We start from the raw sequence: 15,403 nt of genomic DNA, 5'->3' as shown, positions 1-15,403 counted from the left end.
TTGTCATTATAAAAGCATATTCCATGATATTGGTGTGCCTTTTTTCACATTTTGACGAACCTGTTTTCCCAGGAAAATCTCATAAAACTTTGGTGCTAGTCCGAATCCTGGCCTTACCGCTCTCAGATTCTCAGAGGTAAAGATGTCGCCTTCTTTCATGTCCTTCGCGATGTAAAGCGAACGACGGAACTGAAGTGATGCCTTTTCTTTTTCGGTTGGGCCGTAAGTAACCTTGCCCAACGCCTGCCAGGCCCTGTTAGTCTCAACAACGAGTTGCCTCATCTCCTCCGGCTCTAGGGAAAAGGTAGAATCGACCCCGCCATCGGCCCGGCGCAGGGTGAAATGCTTTTCGATCACCGTAGCGCCTAAGGCGACAGCAGCCACCGATACCCCGACACCCATTGTGTGGTCGGAGAGACCGACCTCGCAGCCGAAAAGCTCGGATAGATGGGGAATAGTCAATATGTTGGTATTCTCCGGAGTAGCCGGATAGGTGCTGGTGCACTTGAGCAGGATCAGGTCGCGACAGCCGGCCTCCCGGGCCGCCCTCACCGTTTCGTCCAGTTCTGCCACGGTCGCCATGCCGGTGGAGATGATCATCGGCTTGCCGGTCGCTGCCACCTTTCGGATCAGGGGGATATCGGTATTTTCGAACGAGGCGATCTTGTAGCAGGGGACATTCAATGACTCCAGGAAATCAACCGAGGTATCGTCAAACGGGGTGCTCAGAAAGATCAGCCCCTTCTCTCGGCACCTGTCGAAGATCGGCTTGTGCCATTCCCAGGGGGTATGTGCCTCCTGGTACAGCTTGTAGAGTGACGTCCCCTTCCAGAGGCTGTTGGGGTCGGCAATGAAAAACTCCCCCTCGTCGATGTCCAGCGTCATGGTATCCGCGGTATAGGTCTGCAGCTTCAGGGCATGGGCGCCGCATTCAGCCGCTGCATCGACGATTTCCAACGCCCGCTCCAGCGACTGGTTGTGGTTGCCGGACATCTCTGCAATGATAAACGGAGTGCAACCTCTACCAATAGCTTTTCCTGCAATTGAAAGAACTGTTGACATTATTCAAGTTCTCCGACATTAGAAATTTTCTCTATAATTATTCGGTAGTAGTGACCTCTATATTCAAAAAAAGCGGGAAACCGAACAGTATCAGCCACTCGAAGTAAGTCAAATTGTTCTGCTATGCTACGATGGGGGTCGATTTGGCTATCTATAGGTGTTCTTTTTCGATAATAGCTTGGGTCTTCAACACGTTGAGGCGTGGGAACAATCGTCTGAAGGTTTAACAAAGCGAAGTCCATCAACTCTTTTTCGATTGAAAACAACTTTTCGTTGATTTCATTGTATAGCTCATGGCCCTCCAAAAGCAATTCACGTTGAGCCCAGATCGCACCACTGTCGACTTTATCCTCCGCTTCGAGTAAGGATACAGTTATTGACTTCCTACCTTCAAGAATCTGCCAAATGTGCGGTGACCATCCCCGACCTTGTGGCAAGTCGCTGGCGTGTATTACCAGTGTTGCACGGTAGCGATTTCTCACATCCTGTTTTATCAGTTCGCTACAAGAGATAAGAAATAGAATGTCTCCACCCGACAGATCCTGCCGGGTTTGCACCAACTCTATTTCATGCAGGTGCTGCCAGGCCTGTTGCCATTGCTCAAGAGTAGGAAATACTGGATGCTCCTTATTGGAGCACAAGATGGAAATATTCATGTCAATCCCATAAAGTTAACAATCAGGACTACACCAGTTCCTTCGACAAGTTGCTGCGCTCTTTGTGAAAGAAATTTTATTAGAGGAGCATCATTTAATACGGCAGTGATATGTTTAGCTATCTCCTCAGCATTAACTTCTGCTGCTTTACCTATATATATTAGGGCGTTAGCACTATGCGCTGACTCAGCGATATTGATCTGGTTTTCCGCCAAGGCCACAATGATAGCTGGCAATCCGAGTGAGCACCGTTCCCAAGTCGTGCTACCTCCGGCACCTATGGCCAAGTCAGCCACAGACATCAACTCCGCCATGTTGTCAACCTGGCAGTGGTAGATGTAGCCATCATGAGCTGCGCAGAACTCCCGGATCTGCTCCTTGTGCGGGTTACCGCCGCCGACCACGACGTCGACGCTAAACCTTCGGTCAGCAATGCCTGCTAGTGCCTGCAAAGCCCTGTAAGTTTCGTTGGTCGGATCCACACCGCCGAAAAAAACAAACACCCGCCGTATCACTCCGTCACGCTGGCGAAGGCTCCTGCGGGCAGCCGTAAACTCCGGCCTGAGCAGGGCATGGCGGGGGCCAAGCAGTTTTACACAGTTCTCAGGGACCAGCGCATCATAGCGTGTCTCCATGTTTTGATAGAGGTTCTGGTCCAGCAGGAGATCACAATCATGGTGCCTGTCGGCCAGATCGTCTATCACCATGATCTTCCCGACACGGGTGCGCAGAATCTGTTCCCATCGTCGGTCTAGGGCGTAGTGATCAACAACCAGCCAGTGCGGTTGCCCCCCATCCAGCGCAGCGACTGTTTCCGCGGCGTCCTGATTCCAGTGGACGCCGAGCAATGGTGCATGGGCGACATCTTCCGCTGTGGCAATATAGTCAGCAGGCGGTTGCGGCAGGAGCTCTACCCGATACCCCTTCCCTTCGATCAGGCCGATCAGGTTACCGGGGTGTTCACGGCAGACGAACATGACATCCGCCCCTCGCTGCTTCAGTTCACCGGCCAGGGTTAGACAGCGCATGACATGGCCGCTCCCTATCTGCAGTGAGGCGTCGGTGCGAAAAATTACGTTCATATGGTTTTCTTCCATGCCTCAAACATCAATTCCGCCCGCTCCCAGTCTTCCATGGTGTCGATATCCTGCACCTGATGACGCGGCAGGAGCACCGGTGCCGATTCCGGAGAAAAGATCATTTTCTCTGCAAGCCAGGCTCGCGCCTGTCCCCAGTAGAACTGGCCGGCGTCGTGAAAGGCCTCTTCCAGATCCTGGGAACGGGTATTGAACTGTTCTGGGTTAAACATCTCGGTACGCCCCTGCGGCGTGATCCGGATGGCCCGCTGGATCGGAAATGGGTAGCTGGTGACAGAAAAGGCATACTCGCTGCCGGTTTCAGTCAGGATATCAAGCCCGCGCCTGATATCTGAGGGAGTGATAAAAGGGGCCGTGGCATAGATACAGCAGGCGTGATCCGGTCTCTCCCCCTGCCGTATAAACCATTCGACGGCGTGACGAATGACCGGAATGGTGCCGGTGTGGTCATCGGACAGCTCCGCAGGGCGGATGAACGGCGCCTTTGCACCGCATTGCCGTGCAACATCGGCTATCTCCGCATCATCGGTTGAGACAATAATCCGGCTGAAACAGCCGCTCTTCACGGCCGCCTCGATGGACCAGGCGATCATCGGTCTCCCGCAGAACTCCCTGATGTTCTTGCGGGGTATCCGCTTGCTCCCCCCACGGGCAGGGATGACCGCCACATTCATCGGAGCGCCTCGCGGAGCGCGGCAATGACGCGGTCTTGGTCAACACGGGTGAGCGATGCATACAGCGGGATGCTGATCGCTTCCTGATAATAGCTCTCCGCAGCAGGGAAATCGCCGTCCCGGAAGCCGAGCGCCCTGTAATACGGCTGGGTGTGCACCGGTATGTAGTGCAGATTGACCAGAATCCCTGCCTCCCGCAGCTCTTCGAAGACTTGGCGGTGCGTCTTGGCTATCCGGTCAAGCTGTAGGCGGATTACATAAAGATGGAAGGCGGACCAGGTATCGGGATGCTGGAAAGGGAGGACAAGCGGCAGATATGCCAGTTCGACGTTGTACCGCTCGACAAGTTCATGCCGGCGGTACACGAATTCATCCAGCCGTTGCATCTGGCTCAACCCGAGCGCCGCCTGGATATCGGTGATCCGATAGTTGAAACCGAGTTCGATCTGTTGGTAATACCAGGGGCCATGAGAGTCCCCTTCCATCAGCGCCGGGTCGCGGGTTATGCCGTGGCTGCGCAGGCGGACCAATTGCTCGTACAGATCGCGCCTGTTGGTGAGCACTATTCCCCCTTCGCCGGTGGTGATGATTTTTACCGGGTGGAAACTGAAAACCGTCATATCGGAGAAGCGGCAATTGCCAACGGCAGCCCCTTGATATTTCCCGCCGATGGCATGGGATGCATCCTCAATGACGCTGAAACCGTACTCCCTGGCGAGAGCGGTAATCCTGTCCATCTCGCACGACTGCCCGGCAAAATGGACCGGAACCACGACCTTGGGGAGGGTGCCGTTTTCCCTGGCCTGCACCAGCTTCTTTTCCAGTTCGGCAACGCTCAGGTTATAGGTACGGGGGTCAATATCGACAAAGTCGACATCCGCGCCGCAATAGAGGCCGCAGTTTGCCGAAGCAACAAAGGTATTTGGAGATGTCCAGAGGGTGTCCCCTTTAGCGAGACCGGCGGCCAGGCAGGCTATATGAAGGGCCGACGTGGCGCTGTTGACGGCAACCGCATAGCTGGCGCCGCTGTACGCCGCAACCGCCTGCTCGAACTGCTCGATTGCCGGACCCTGGGTCAGCCAGTCGGAACGGAGAACGTCGATAACCGCATTAATGTCTGCTTCAGATATAGATTGTCGTCCATAGGGAATAATCGGATTCGTCATAAGTCAACTCCCTTAAACGGTGAAATCGGGTTCCACGTGGGACTTGATAAGTTCACGTATCTGATCGACAGAAAGCCATTCGCTGTTTGTTCCACTGTTATAACAAAAACCGTCCTCACAGAGTTTGCCGTTAAAAGTAGAAACAAATTTATCCACATCCCACAACTGTATAGATGGTAGGATCACAAAATATTTATCAAATTCCACAGTACACAGGGCATCCGTTATGGTAATCATCTCTTCATGGAGTTTTTCTCCGGGGCGAATACCTACGATTTTCTTTATTGAGCTGGGGGCTATCGCTTCCGCAACATCATTGATCCTGTAGCTGGGAATCTTAGGGACAAATATTTCGCCACCCCACATGTTTTCAAGTGCATAAAGAACCAGCTTTACCCCATCTTCAAGGGTAATATTGAACCGAGTCATTCTTTCATCAGTAATTGGCAATACTCCATCGTTCTTCTTTTCGAGAAAAAAGGGTATAACGCTTCCGCGACTGCCCATTACATTTCCATAACGCACTACCGAAAATTTGATGTCATGTTTCCCTTTAAAATTGTTGGCTGCCACAAAAAGCTTGTCGGAACAGAGCTTCGTGGCACCATAGAGATTTATGGGAGCAGCCGCCTTGTCCGTACTAAGGGCTACTACCTGCTTCACGCCGCGGTCAATTGCAGACTCAATGACATTCTGTGCACCATGGATGTTTGTCTTGATTGCTTCAAACGGATTGTACTCACAGGCAGGCACCTGTTTCAATGCAGCAGCGTGAATGACGATGTCAATTCCTTCCATGGCCTTTACCAGCCGTTCCCTATCGCGAACGTCACCTATAAAGTAACGTATCTGCTTGTACTTCTCCGTTGGGAACTGCTGGGCCATCTCGAACTGCTTCAGTTCATCGCGGGAAAAAACAACAACTCTTTCAATTTCTGGATATCTAAACAAGATGGTCTCGACAAATTTTTTTCCAAACGAACCGGTGCCGCCAGTAACAAGAATTGATTTACCTTTCAGCATTGTTTCTCCAATCCAACTTAAATAATTATAAGGACCAGCTAGCTCAAATTTTCGTAAATTGTAAAATCTCTAGAATCAGACCAACATGATACATACATGTTAACTTTACTTGGCCGCATCTTTTTCAATTACTTCGGATGGAAGCAGCAATTCACTCACATTCCGAGCCAGATACGGCGGCACCGTCATAAGCAACTTTGTTCCTAAACATTTCTCAAACTTCCACAACCTCCCATCCTCTCCTTGACCAACCGGCACCCTGAAGTAACCGGGCTTTTTGTCAAAAGCATAAACCTGCTGCCCGTGCCCATTCAGAACAACACCGACCCCCGACGAATAGCCACCAACCTCCTTGGTTCCCTTGGGGACGTAAAAGTAAAGACTCCAGCGTCCCGTAAATCCTGCCGGACTATCGAGGCTCGACTGGACAGTCATCGGCAGGTCATCCTGGTACTCAATCCTAGTCCCGGCTGAAGCATCCTGGACTTCCAGTCGATGATACCCCGTGAAAGCAGTCTTTAATAGTATTTTGTGTGGATGCTTGTCCGGGGCAACGCTCGCCTTCTCCCCCGCTTCCCTTTCCGTCTCCATTGAGGGGTAAAGGCTGAGTTTCGCATCCCCCAGATTGTTATAAATATAGCCGGCGGTCACGTTGAAGGCCAAAGAAACCGGAGCCTTGTCAATCCAAGTATGATAGACACGCGTCCCACGACTAAAACTGCCCATGTTGCCGGTTGACACTGGCGGCAGCTTCAGGGGGGTTACGGGAACCAGATCGGTACTGTAGGAGACCGGCTTAAAGTCCAGTAATTGCCGCGTCGCCATGCCGTTTTTCACCAGGCTATCGATTTCCGTACGCGTAAACGGTTCATTGCTAAGCCAGATGTTCTTCTCTTCCGAGACGGTGTAGCCGGCTTCTTTGGGTAGGACGACGTTTTTGTCCCGATTGGGCAGATCACGTACAAGTCCAACCGTATGCACCATCATGGTCTTCCTGATTCGATATGCATGGCGGATCAGCCGTTCGAACGCCTGCTGCTTCCCCTCCCCAGGGGCATTTGTGTAATCGGACCAGAGCTCCACATAGCGGGTATAGAGCACCAAGTCGTCAAGCCGCGCAAGGATTGCCGGGTCATTGGTCAGCTGTCGCGCCTGTGCAAGTAAACGGTACATCCGCCCAAGCAGATCGTCCGATAACAGGGGCTTATTGCTGCCGTCGATCAACCCGTAGAACTCTGCCATGGGCACACGGGCCGGGCCGAAGGACTTGTCGAGGAAGTCCGCCTTCAACTCTTCAATCCGTCCCGCTTCCCGGACATCCCAGAGCATCCGGGCGGCGAGATAGTAGCCAAGGCCATTGCATCCCCAGTTGTCACTCGATTCGGCCGTGAGGAACCGCGCACCCTTTTCGTAAAACTGAGGGATGGTGGTCGCAAGATAGGCAAGATTCGCCCCCCGTGCGCGCCCGGGCAGATCGCGATCCCAGGTGGTAACGCTGTAGTACTCGCGCATGCCGATGGTCGCCCCCTGCTTTTGCCAGCCGGCGAGGAGTTGGTCCACCGTATACCCACCCTTCAGGAAGGCTGTCGCGACCGAGATGACCACCCGTGGGTGGACGCGAATCGTGGGTGGAGGAGAATGCTGATTATAGGCGTACATGCCGACGAATCTACCGGGGTACTTAGCCTCCACCGCGGTCGCAACCTCGTTGGCCAGCATGACGGCACGGTCGCTGATGCTGCCGAGTTTTTTACAGTCGTCGCATTCGCACCACCCCCCCCCGTCGCTCGGTTCGACCGAGATGCTCTGGAGGGCCGGGTCCCTGGCGAACTGGGCCAAGGCATCATCAATCACCAGCTGCCGCAGACCGGGATTGGAGATACAGAATTTTGACGAAGACCGCTTTCCCGCAACCAGGCCGTAATATTCGGGGTGCTGGTCGAACTGGGCCTTGTTCCGTTTTATGATCCCTTCATAAGCGTGACCGTTGTTGAGGATAATACCGCTAACTGCACGGTTACGTTCGCACCAGTCGGCATAGGCGTCTTTTGCCCACGGGCCGGCGCCGTATCCATACCAGATACGGCGCGCATAATAGGCGGGATGTTCGCGTACATTCAGAGCAACAGACAATTCACGCTCTTTCGGGATTACTTCCCAGGTCGGCCCGGGGGAGAACTGGCGATAGCCGATTCGGTAGAGCAGGTCCCAGACGGCATCGGTCACGGCCAAGTCACTAGCCCCGGCAACGTAGAGCCCTTTTGCATGTGAGCGGATCAGGTAATCTTCCCGTTTGGTCGGATCGTCCCTGTCGTTCAGACGTTGAATAGCTGCTTTGGGAAACTGGGTCGGGAACCCCATGGCAATGCCTGTCGTCCCATCTCCTTCAATAACCTCGAACTTCGCCCCGCTTATCTTCCCCAAGTACTCAGCCAGCTGTCCAGCTGCGCGCCGCACTATTTCGGAAGCGTCTCGAGAGATGACTACAGGCAATAGCGCCTTGCCATTTGTAGCCAACCGCACCAGCGGCACGCTCTCCATAGCTGCAAAACCCATGGGTGACCATATGGTTGTCAGACAAAGCACTAACAGGATAATGAAGAACAGATGTCTACGCATTGGCATTTCCTTTGTACCACTCCAACGCCTCATCAAGCCCATCCTTGATTGAATGTGTCGGCCAATACCCAATCATCCTCACCGCTTTCCCCACATCCGCCTGGGAATGCATCACATCCCCCGCCCGAAAATCCCGATACACCGGCTTGTATTCCCGCAGGTATGAAAACTCCCCCACAAGCCGCGAACGAAGCAGCTCGAACAGCTCATTCAGACTCGTGCGATCATTGAGCGCCACATTATACACCTGATTCACCGCATCGGGATTGACGCAGGTGGCCGCCAGCAGGTTCATCTGCACCACATTTGCCACATAGCAGAAATCCCGGCTCGTCTCTCCCGTGCCGTTGATGAACACCTGTTCTCCGGCAATCATCGCCGCCACCCATTTAGGAATCACCGCCGCATACGGCCCTTCCGGATCCTGTCGGGGTCCGAAGACGTTGAAATAGCGAAGCCCTATCGTCTCCAGGCCATAATGCCGGGCGAACTGATCGGCATAAAGTTCACATACGTACTTTGTCACGGCATAGGGTGAAAGCTGCCGGCCAATGTTCTCCTCCACCTTGGGGAGTGCCGGATGATCTCCATACACCGAACTACTGGAAGCATAGACAAAGCGCTTCACCTTGGCATCCCTCGCGGCAACCAGCATATTGAGAGTGCCTTTGACGTTGCTCGTGGTACTCGCAACCGGATCGGCAATGGAGCGCGGCACCGAACCGAGCGCCGCCTGATGGAGAACGTAGTCAACACGGTCACAGGCCTGTTGGCAAGTTGCAATATCGCGGATATCCCCTTCGATGAAACGGAACTGAGCCCACTGTTCGTTGCTGACGAGGGACTGTACTTCGTCCAGGTTGCGCTGTTTGCCGGTGGCAAAATTATCCAGGCCGACAACAACCTGGTCCAGCTTAAGCAGTTGCTCCAGCAGATTCGACCCGATGAATCCGGCACAACCGGTGACAAGCCAGGTTTTGGGGTTGGTGCGGAGGTTACCTTTAAGTTGTTCGTATACTGACGACATTTGTTAAATCCGTTCTTCGGAAAAGTCTAAAAACATTTTCAACAAGGATGAAGGGGATGAAAACCTTAAAGGCTTGAGACTTTGTTTACCAAAAAGATTCTGTCTGTTTTTCAGCCGTTCTCCCCTGTATCCATGTTAAAATTGCGTTGAATTTGCCTATAACCGCCAGAGGCGAATGCCCGCATCGTTTATTGCCTGCTGATCGTAAATTCCCTTCACATCGGTCAACACCGGCTTCTCCCCCATCAACCCCCCGATCTGTCCAACGGAAAAATTCCGGTATTCATGGTGCGCAACCGCCACAACCAGTGCTGCGGCCGGTTTCAAATCCTGAAGTTTCGTGAGTTTGACGCCGTATTCGTGCTCTGCCTCGGCGGAGTCGGCCAGGGAATCGTGTACCTGGACATCGATCCCGTACCCCTGGAGTTCGTTGATGATGTCGATGACCTTGGAGTTGCGCAGGTCGGGGCAGTCTTCCTTGAAGGTGAGCCCCAGGACGGTGACGATTGAGCCATGGATGGCGTGTCCGGCAAGGATCATCTCCTTGACGGTGCGCTGGGCGATAAAGCTTCCCATGCCGTCGTTGATTCGCCGGCCGGCGAGAATGACCTGGGGAATGTAGCCGATCTTCTCTGCCTTATGGGTGAGATAGTAGGGATCGACCCCGATGCAGTGCCCCCCGACGAGCCCCGGCGTGAACCTGAGGAAGTTCCACTTGGTGCCGGCGGCTGCCAGCACCTCGTTGGTGTCGATACCCAACCGGTCGAAGATGAGCGCCAGCTCGTTCATCAGAGCGATGTTCAGGTCCCGTTGCGTGTTCTCGATAACCTTGGCCGCTTCGGCCACCTTGATGCTGGCAGCGCGATGCACCCCAGCCGTCACCACCGATGCGTAAACATCCGCCACGATCTCCAGAGTCGCGGCATCCTGCCCCGCCACCACCTTCTTGATCTTCGTGAAGGTATGCTCCTTGTCGCCGGGGTTGATCCGCTCCGGGCTGTAGCCGACGGTAAAGTCGGCACCACACGTGAGGCCCGATACCCGCTCCAGGATCGGCACGCATTCGTCTTCCGTCACCCCCGGATAGACCGTCGATTCGTAGACGACGATGTCCCCTTTCTTCAAAGCCTTCCCGACAGTCTCGGAGGCCCGGAGCATGGGAGTCAGGTCGGGCTGGTTGGCCTTGGTTACGGGGGTCGGTACGGCAACGATATGAAAATCAGCCTGCGCCAGCTCTTCTATTTGGTCGGTAAAGAGAATATCGGCAACCGCCAGATCGTCAGAAGAAACCTCGCCGGTCCGGTCATGTCCCGATTTCAATTCCACGATGCGGGATGCGTTGATGTCGAAGCCAACAGTCCGGCGAACCTTGCCGAAAGCCACGGCAACGGGAAGTCCAACGTAACCCAGACCGATAACAGAGATAGTGCGGTTATGTGACAATATGTAGACTCCTAAGTGAGACTTAATCCTCTTTCCGCTTCGACCCTCTACACTCTGCCCCTCACCCCAAAAAACATACTTAACCCTATTTTACCCCTCCGCCCGCTTCTCCCGCTCCGCCTGCTTCAGATCAGCATCCGTCATCATAGTGACCAGTTGTTCAAAACTGGTCTTCAACTCCCACCCCAGCTCCCGCTTCGCCTTGCTCGGATCACCCAGGAGAAGGTCCACTTCTGCGGGACGGAAATACTTGGGATCGATCCGGATGACGATCTTCCCGGTGGCGGTGTCAACGCCAACTTCTCCGGTCCCCTTCCCCTCCCAGGCAAGCGGCATCCCAAGCCGGGCGAAGACCTTCTCGGCAAAGGTACGCACCATGTAGGTCTCACCGGTGGCGATCACGTAATCGTCGGCCTTATCCTGCTGCAGCATGCGCCACATGGCCTCGACGTAATCACCGGCAAATCCCCAGTCCCGCTTGGCATCCAGGTTCCCCAGGTAGAGACAGTCCTGCAACCCCAGCTTGATGCGGGCAGCCGCACGGGTAATCTTCCGCGTCACGAAGGTCTCGCCACGGCGCGGCGACTCGTGGTTGAAGAGGATGCCGTTGCTGGCGTGCATGCCGTAGCTTTCCCGGTAATTCATGGTGATGTAGAACGAATAAGCCTTGGCGCAGGCATAAGGAGAGCGGGGATAAAAAGGTGTCGTTTCCTTCTGTGGTGTCTCCACCACCTTGCCGTACAGCTCCGAGGACGAGGCCTGGTAGAACCTGGTGTTCAGTTCGGTCTCCCGGATACCCTCCAGGATACGAACCGTGCCGAGGGCATCAACCTCACCGGTGTATTCGGGCACGTCGAAGGAAACCCGCACGTGGCTCTGGGCACCCAGGTTGTAGATCTCGGTCGGCTTGATATCCCGCAGCAGCCGGTTGATGGAGCTGGCGTCGTTCAGGTCGCCGTAGTGCAGGAAAAGTCGCACATCCTTTTCGTGGGGGTCACGGTAAAGGTGGTTGATGCGCCCCGTGTTGAACGACGACGACCGCCGGATCATGCCGTGGACTTCGTATCCTTTTTCAAGCAGCAGCTCGGCCAGATAGGAGCCGTCCTGGCCGGTGATGCCGGTAATGAGTGCTTTTTTCATTGTCTGCCTTTCTTTAGAATCCGGGGCTGCGCTGCCTGAGGGGGACAGGCACCTTTTAATTAGGGAGCCTGTCCCCTTGTCGTTCGATCTTCTTCCTTACCTTGGCCAACTCTATTCCCGTCATCGGTGTATCCACGAACTCCGTCCAATTACCAGCAAAGTGAACCGGCAACGGAGCAATCAGCGAATCAGTATCAATCCCACATCGCCCCCGATGTGACGACCAGACCCAATCCGCCGCCGTCTCCACCAAACCGGCTCGCACCGGATTCCCTTCGACATAACGGGCCACCGTCAGAAAATGATCATCGTCCTGGATGGCAAAATTCTTGTAGCGCCCCTGCCAGAGGTGGCCGCTGGTGCGATAATGGCGATGATAGCGCCTGACATGCGTCGTCATGAACCACTGCATCCCACGACTGGGATTCTGAGGGGGATTCTGAGGGGGACAGGCACCTTTTAATGAGGTGATCTTCCGCCCTGCTCCTCAAACCATGAACCTTTGTCTCTCGCCCGTTCGCACCTAACTTCCGGGACTCGGGACCCGGGACCGGTAAAACCTTGAACCTTGAACCCTGAACCTTTATCTCTCGCCCGTTCGCTTCGCTCTCTCGAGTCGCGGAGAGGACCTCTATAATGCCACTGCTCTTATTTCCCACGCCTCTTTTTCCACTTCTTTGGACTACGGCTAAAATGGAACACTGCATAAACGAGGAGATCTTCGTCCTTTACTTCGAAAAATATCGCATAGGGAAACCGCCTCACCAGTGCCCTGCGCAACTGCCGATGAACCACTGGAAAAATTCCGGGCACTCTGCTGACCGTTGCCAGTGCATCGTCAACACAACGCATGAATTCGTGATCAAGCCCAAACGACTGTTCACGATACCACCGCGCTGCTTCGAGAAGTTCTGCTTCGGCTTCAGGCAGAAAGCGTATGAGCATCAGCGCCCACCCCGACGATATTCCTCCTGAATCTCATGCCAGCACCGCCCGACATCCGGTTGATCCTGATAGGTTTCAATCCGTCGTTCGAGTTCGTTGCATTGTGCTTCGGACAAGGAAAGGGCATCATTGTCAGCATCCACGATGCCATCCCAAATCTCTTCCACAAGCAGGATTCGTTCGGATACACTCAACTTTTTAATTTCGTTAAGAAGTGAATTTTGCATGGCTTACTCCTTCCAGACCTCTGGGAGGGACGGGACGGTCCTTAAAACTTTCTGACATCCCTGATCAACTTACCCTTTATCAAGGAAACGCGTCAAGCATCCCTTCATGTTCTGACTAAAACCAGGACCCGGGATTCGGGACTCCGCGGGCTCTTTAGGCCCGCGCTGTCTGAGGGGGACTGGCACCTTTTAATGAGGTATCATCCCGCCCTGTTCTTCTTCCCTATAAACCTATAAACGGGGACAGGCACCTGCGGAGCCAGTCCCCTTGGGTCTGTCCTTTTCTTCCTTACTTTAGGCAGGGCTGAAGGGGGACAGGCACCTTTTAATTAGGGAGCCTGTCCCCTTGCCGTTCGATCTTCTTCCTTACCTTGGCCAACTCTATTCCCGTCATCGGTGTATCTACGAACTCCGTCCAATTACCAGCATAGTGAACCGGCAACGGAGCAATCAGCGAATCAGTGTCAATCCCACATCGCCCCCGATGTGACGACCAGACCCAATCCGCCGCCGTCTCCACCAAACCGGCTCGCACCGGATTCCCTTCGACATAACGGGCCACCGTCAGAAAATGATCATCGTCCTGGATGGCAAAATTCTTGTAGCGCCCCTGCCAAAGATGCCCACTGGTGCGATAATGGCGATGATAGCGCCTGACATGCGTCGTCATGAACCACTGCATCCCACGACTGAGACTCTCTCCGTTTTGTACTTTTACCAGCAGATGAAAATGGTTAGGCATCAGACAGTAGGAAAACAGGTCTATACCAAACTCAGACTTCATTTGTCCGAGCAGCAGAAGAAATACCTGGTAATCGCCATCCTTCTGGAAGACCCGTTGTTGTCCATTACCACGATTGAGTATGTGATATATGCCCTCGTCCTCTATGGTTCTGGCAGTACGCGGCATAAGTATCTCCGAGGGGGACAGGCACCTGCGGAGCCAGTCCCCTTGCCCCTTATCCTTCCTGTATCACCTGGTAGCTCTTCAAAATCTCCTTCCGGAACTGCTCCGGGATGGTTGCCCAGTCAAGCAGCTCTACGGTGAAAGGGAGGCTGCTTTCACGGAATGCTTCCCGTAATCCCGTGAGAGAAATCGTGCTGCCGTCAAGGGAACGGACAACCAGGTCCAGGTCACTCCCCTCGGCAGCGGTTGCCGATACCCTGCTGCCGAACGCCCAGACCTGCGCATTCGGCAGGTGTTCCACCAGGATTCTGCGCACCTCTTCGAGATGACGGGGTGACAGATCGATCACCGGGCTGTTTCCTGCCGGGAAACAAGCGTCTGGTGCAGATGACGGGCATCAAGCAGAAATTCCCTGATCAGCTTGAGGACCGTCTCCGCGAACGCTACCCCGTAATCATGGGCCGTGTCATTGCGGCTGTCACGATAGGCAAACCAGCGCTCCACCTCTGCCAGCGTCATGAGGTTGTGGTGAGCCGCCTGGCGGAACAGATCCTTGAAGACAAGGTCGTTGACGGTATTAGGGTTGGCGACATAGTCGCGGAGAACCTTGCGCAGCAGTTTTCCCGCCGTTTCAAGGGTCAACTCGAACCCCTTGATGACAGCGTTCCGGAAGACCTCATAATCATCGCTCCCCGGCTCGCATCGGTCCAGGTGTTCCAGGGAATGTTCCAACGTCTGGATACAGCGGGCAAGATTGTCGAAATTAAGTGTCATGCCATGCCTTTCTTGAATCCGGGACCGGGGACTCGGGACCGGTAAAACCTTGAACCCTGAACCCTGAACCATGAACCTTTGTCTTTCGCCCGCTCGCACCTAACTTCCGGGACCCGGGACCAGGACCCAAGAAGCGGGCCTAAAGGACTTGTAAGGCCGGGATCCGGGTTTCAATTCAAAATTCCTAATTCTTCAGGCCCGTTGTTTGGGTCATAATTCAACACTGCCTTATCTCTCGCCCGTTCGCTTCGCATACTCTTCACGTGCTTCATGCACAGTTTCGGACTGCCAATTCGGCCGTTTTCCTGTAATCCGTTCATACAGCATTTCAGGAGCAAGGTCGAAACCGCACGGCCAGACAAGTGTCGGCCATTCATCAAGAATGAACTTTGCAAATTCGGCCTGATCGAGAAGCGGGCGGGCCGCATCATATTTCGTAATGACGTCACTAAGGTCGGCAACCCCTTCTTCACCTGTGTCAAACCGCAGACGTACTCTGTAGCCACCCTCGTAATGTGCCTGTAGAATGCGTATCATGATCCGTCCTCCTACACACCAGAGCATCCCCTGAAACCATTATCTCTCGCCCGCTCACTTCGTTCGCTAGAGATCGAGGAGAGAATCTTAAAACCTTTATTTACAG

At 54.1% G+C, this 15,403-nt stretch carries 17 protein-coding genes; all 17 read right to left on the bottom strand.

Going from position 1 to position 15,403, the window contains the following annotated elements; translation table 11 throughout:
• Positions 1-6: 6 nt before the first annotated feature.
• Positions 7-1,062: a pseudaminic acid synthase gene (gene pseI / locus KI810_RS08585; RefSeq protein ID WP_214175094.1), complete on the bottom strand. Its 1,056-nt coding sequence runs from the start codon at positions 1,060-1,062 to the stop codon at positions 7-9.
• Positions 1,062-1,718, bottom strand: coding sequence for a formyltransferase family protein (locus KI810_RS08580; RefSeq protein ID WP_214175093.1), 657 nt, complete (start codon positions 1,716-1,718; stop codon positions 1,062-1,064). The genes pseI and KI810_RS08580 overlap by 1 nt, the downstream gene beginning before the upstream one ends.
• Complete coding sequence (pseG, locus tag KI810_RS08575) at positions 1,715-2,815, bottom strand: UDP-2,4-diacetamido-2,4,6-trideoxy-beta-L-altropyranose hydrolase (protein ID WP_214175092.1); 1,101 nt, start codon at positions 2,813-2,815, stop codon at positions 1,715-1,717. Before pseG ends, KI810_RS08580 begins: the two co-directional genes overlap by 4 nt.
• Positions 2,797-3,489, bottom strand: a complete 693-nt coding sequence (pseF, locus tag KI810_RS08570; RefSeq protein ID WP_214175091.1) for a pseudaminic acid cytidylyltransferase — start codon at positions 3,487-3,489, stop codon at positions 2,797-2,799. Before pseF ends, pseG begins: the two co-directional genes overlap by 19 nt.
• Positions 3,486-4,655: a UDP-4-amino-4,6-dideoxy-N-acetyl-beta-L-altrosamine transaminase gene (pseC, locus tag KI810_RS08565; protein WP_214175090.1), complete on the bottom strand. Its 1,170-nt coding sequence runs from the start codon at positions 4,653-4,655 to the stop codon at positions 3,486-3,488. Before pseC ends, pseF begins: the two co-directional genes overlap by 4 nt.
• A 12-nt stretch (positions 4,656-4,667) precedes the next feature.
• Positions 4,668-5,678 (bottom strand): UDP-N-acetylglucosamine 4,6-dehydratase (inverting), encoded by a 1,011-nt coding sequence (gene pseB / locus KI810_RS08560; RefSeq protein ID WP_214175089.1) that lies wholly within the window; start codon positions 5,676-5,678, stop codon positions 4,668-4,670.
• 105 nt (positions 5,679-5,783) lie between these two features.
• Complete coding sequence (locus KI810_RS08555; RefSeq protein ID WP_214175088.1) at positions 5,784-8,234, bottom strand: DUF4838 domain-containing protein; 2,451 nt, start codon at positions 8,232-8,234, stop codon at positions 5,784-5,786.
• A 55-nt stretch (positions 8,235-8,289) separates the two neighbouring features.
• Positions 8,290-9,324 (bottom strand): SDR family oxidoreductase, encoded by a 1,035-nt coding sequence (locus tag KI810_RS08550; protein ID WP_214175087.1) that lies wholly within the window; start codon positions 9,322-9,324, stop codon positions 8,290-8,292.
• 156 nt (positions 9,325-9,480) lie between these two features.
• Positions 9,481-10,767: a nucleotide sugar dehydrogenase gene (locus KI810_RS08545; RefSeq protein ID WP_214175086.1), complete on the bottom strand. Its 1,287-nt coding sequence runs from the start codon at positions 10,765-10,767 to the stop codon at positions 9,481-9,483.
• A gap of 90 nt (positions 10,768-10,857) precedes the next feature.
• Positions 10,858-11,907 (bottom strand): GDP-mannose 4,6-dehydratase, encoded by a 1,050-nt coding sequence (gene gmd, locus KI810_RS08540; protein ID WP_214175085.1) that lies wholly within the window; start codon positions 11,905-11,907, stop codon positions 10,858-10,860.
• 55 nt (positions 11,908-11,962) lie between these two features.
• Complete coding sequence (locus KI810_RS08535; protein WP_214175084.1) at positions 11,963-12,307, bottom strand: hypothetical protein; 345 nt, start codon at positions 12,305-12,307, stop codon at positions 11,963-11,965.
• Positions 12,308-12,555: 248 nt separating this feature from the next.
• Positions 12,556-12,852: a type II toxin-antitoxin system RelE/ParE family toxin gene (locus tag KI810_RS08530; protein WP_214175083.1), complete on the bottom strand. Its 297-nt coding sequence runs from the start codon at positions 12,850-12,852 to the stop codon at positions 12,556-12,558.
• On the bottom strand, positions 12,852-13,079 hold the full coding sequence (locus KI810_RS08525) for an addiction module protein (RefSeq protein ID WP_214175082.1): 228 nt from the start codon (positions 13,077-13,079) through the stop codon (positions 12,852-12,854). Before KI810_RS08525 ends, KI810_RS08530 begins: the two co-directional genes overlap by 1 nt.
• A gap of 325 nt (positions 13,080-13,404) precedes the next feature.
• Positions 13,405-13,989, bottom strand: coding sequence for an REP-associated tyrosine transposase (locus tag KI810_RS08520; RefSeq protein ID WP_214175081.1), 585 nt, complete (start codon positions 13,987-13,989; stop codon positions 13,405-13,407).
• Between the two features lie 49 nt (positions 13,990-14,038).
• On the bottom strand, positions 14,039-14,335 hold the full coding sequence (locus KI810_RS08515; RefSeq protein WP_214175080.1) for a nucleotidyltransferase family protein: 297 nt from the start codon (positions 14,333-14,335) through the stop codon (positions 14,039-14,041).
• Positions 14,332-14,760 carry a nucleotidyltransferase substrate binding protein gene (locus tag KI810_RS08510; protein WP_214175079.1) on the bottom strand — a complete coding sequence of 143 codons (429 nt, stop codon included), beginning with the start codon at positions 14,758-14,760 and terminating at the stop codon, positions 14,332-14,334. The genes KI810_RS08515 and KI810_RS08510 overlap by 4 nt, the downstream gene beginning before the upstream one ends.
• Before the next feature lie 228 nt (positions 14,761-14,988).
• Positions 14,989-15,297 (bottom strand): DUF2442 domain-containing protein, encoded by a 309-nt coding sequence (locus tag KI810_RS08505; RefSeq protein ID WP_214175078.1) that lies wholly within the window; start codon positions 15,295-15,297, stop codon positions 14,989-14,991.
• Positions 15,298-15,403 lie beyond the last annotated feature (106 nt).

The sequence above is a fragment of the Geomobilimonas luticola genome, from assembly GCF_018476905.1.
Taxonomy (GTDB): Bacteria; Desulfobacterota; Desulfuromonadia; order Geobacterales; family Geobacteraceae; genus Geomobilimonas; species Geomobilimonas luticola.
The sequence above is the reverse complement of the archived record's forward strand: the minus strand, read 5'-3'. Positions and strand labels throughout refer to the sequence as shown.

Excerpts from the sequence above, each read along its gene's own strand:
- KI810_RS08535 (WP_214175084.1), bottom strand. The coding sequence starts at position 12,307 with ATGACGACGCATGTCAGGCGCTATCATCGCCATTATCGCACCAGCGGC.
- pseC (WP_214175090.1), bottom strand. The coding sequence starts at position 4,655 with ATGACGAATCCGATTATTCCCTATGGACGACAATCTATATCTGAAGCA.
- KI810_RS08510 (WP_214175079.1), bottom strand. The coding sequence starts at position 14,760 with ATGACACTTAATTTCGACAATCTTGCCCGCTGTATCCAGACGTTGGAA.
- KI810_RS08525 (WP_214175082.1), bottom strand. The coding sequence starts at position 13,079 with ATGCAAAATTCACTTCTTAACGAAATTAAAAAGTTGAGTGTATCCGAA.
- KI810_RS08505 (WP_214175078.1), bottom strand. The coding sequence starts at position 15,297 with ATGATACGCATTCTACAGGCACATTACGAGGGTGGCTACAGAGTACGT.
- gmd (WP_214175085.1), bottom strand. The coding sequence starts at position 11,907 with ATGAAAAAAGCACTCATTACCGGCATCACCGGCCAGGACGGCTCCTAT.
- KI810_RS08530 (WP_214175083.1), bottom strand. The coding sequence starts at position 12,852 with ATGCTCATACGCTTTCTGCCTGAAGCCGAAGCAGAACTTCTCGAAGCA.
- KI810_RS08580 (WP_214175093.1), bottom strand. The coding sequence starts at position 1,718 with ATGAATATTTCCATCTTGTGCTCCAATAAGGAGCATCCAGTATTTCCT.
- pseI (WP_214175094.1), bottom strand. The coding sequence starts at position 1,062 with ATGTCAACAGTTCTTTCAATTGCAGGAAAAGCTATTGGTAGAGGTTGC.
- pseF (WP_214175091.1), bottom strand. The coding sequence starts at position 3,489 with ATGAATGTGGCGGTCATCCCTGCCCGTGGGGGGAGCAAGCGGATACCC.
- KI810_RS08520 (WP_214175081.1), bottom strand. The coding sequence starts at position 13,989 with ATGCCGCGTACTGCCAGAACCATAGAGGACGAGGGCATATATCACATA.
- pseB (WP_214175089.1), bottom strand. The coding sequence starts at position 5,678 with ATGCTGAAAGGTAAATCAATTCTTGTTACTGGCGGCACCGGTTCGTTT.
- KI810_RS08550 (WP_214175087.1), bottom strand. The coding sequence starts at position 9,324 with ATGTCGTCAGTATACGAACAACTTAAAGGTAACCTCCGCACCAACCCC.
- KI810_RS08555 (WP_214175088.1), bottom strand. The coding sequence starts at position 8,234 with ATGGGTTTTGCAGCTATGGAGAGCGTGCCGCTGGTGCGGTTGGCTACA.
- pseG (WP_214175092.1), bottom strand. The coding sequence starts at position 2,815 with ATGGAAGAAAACCATATGAACGTAATTTTTCGCACCGACGCCTCACTG.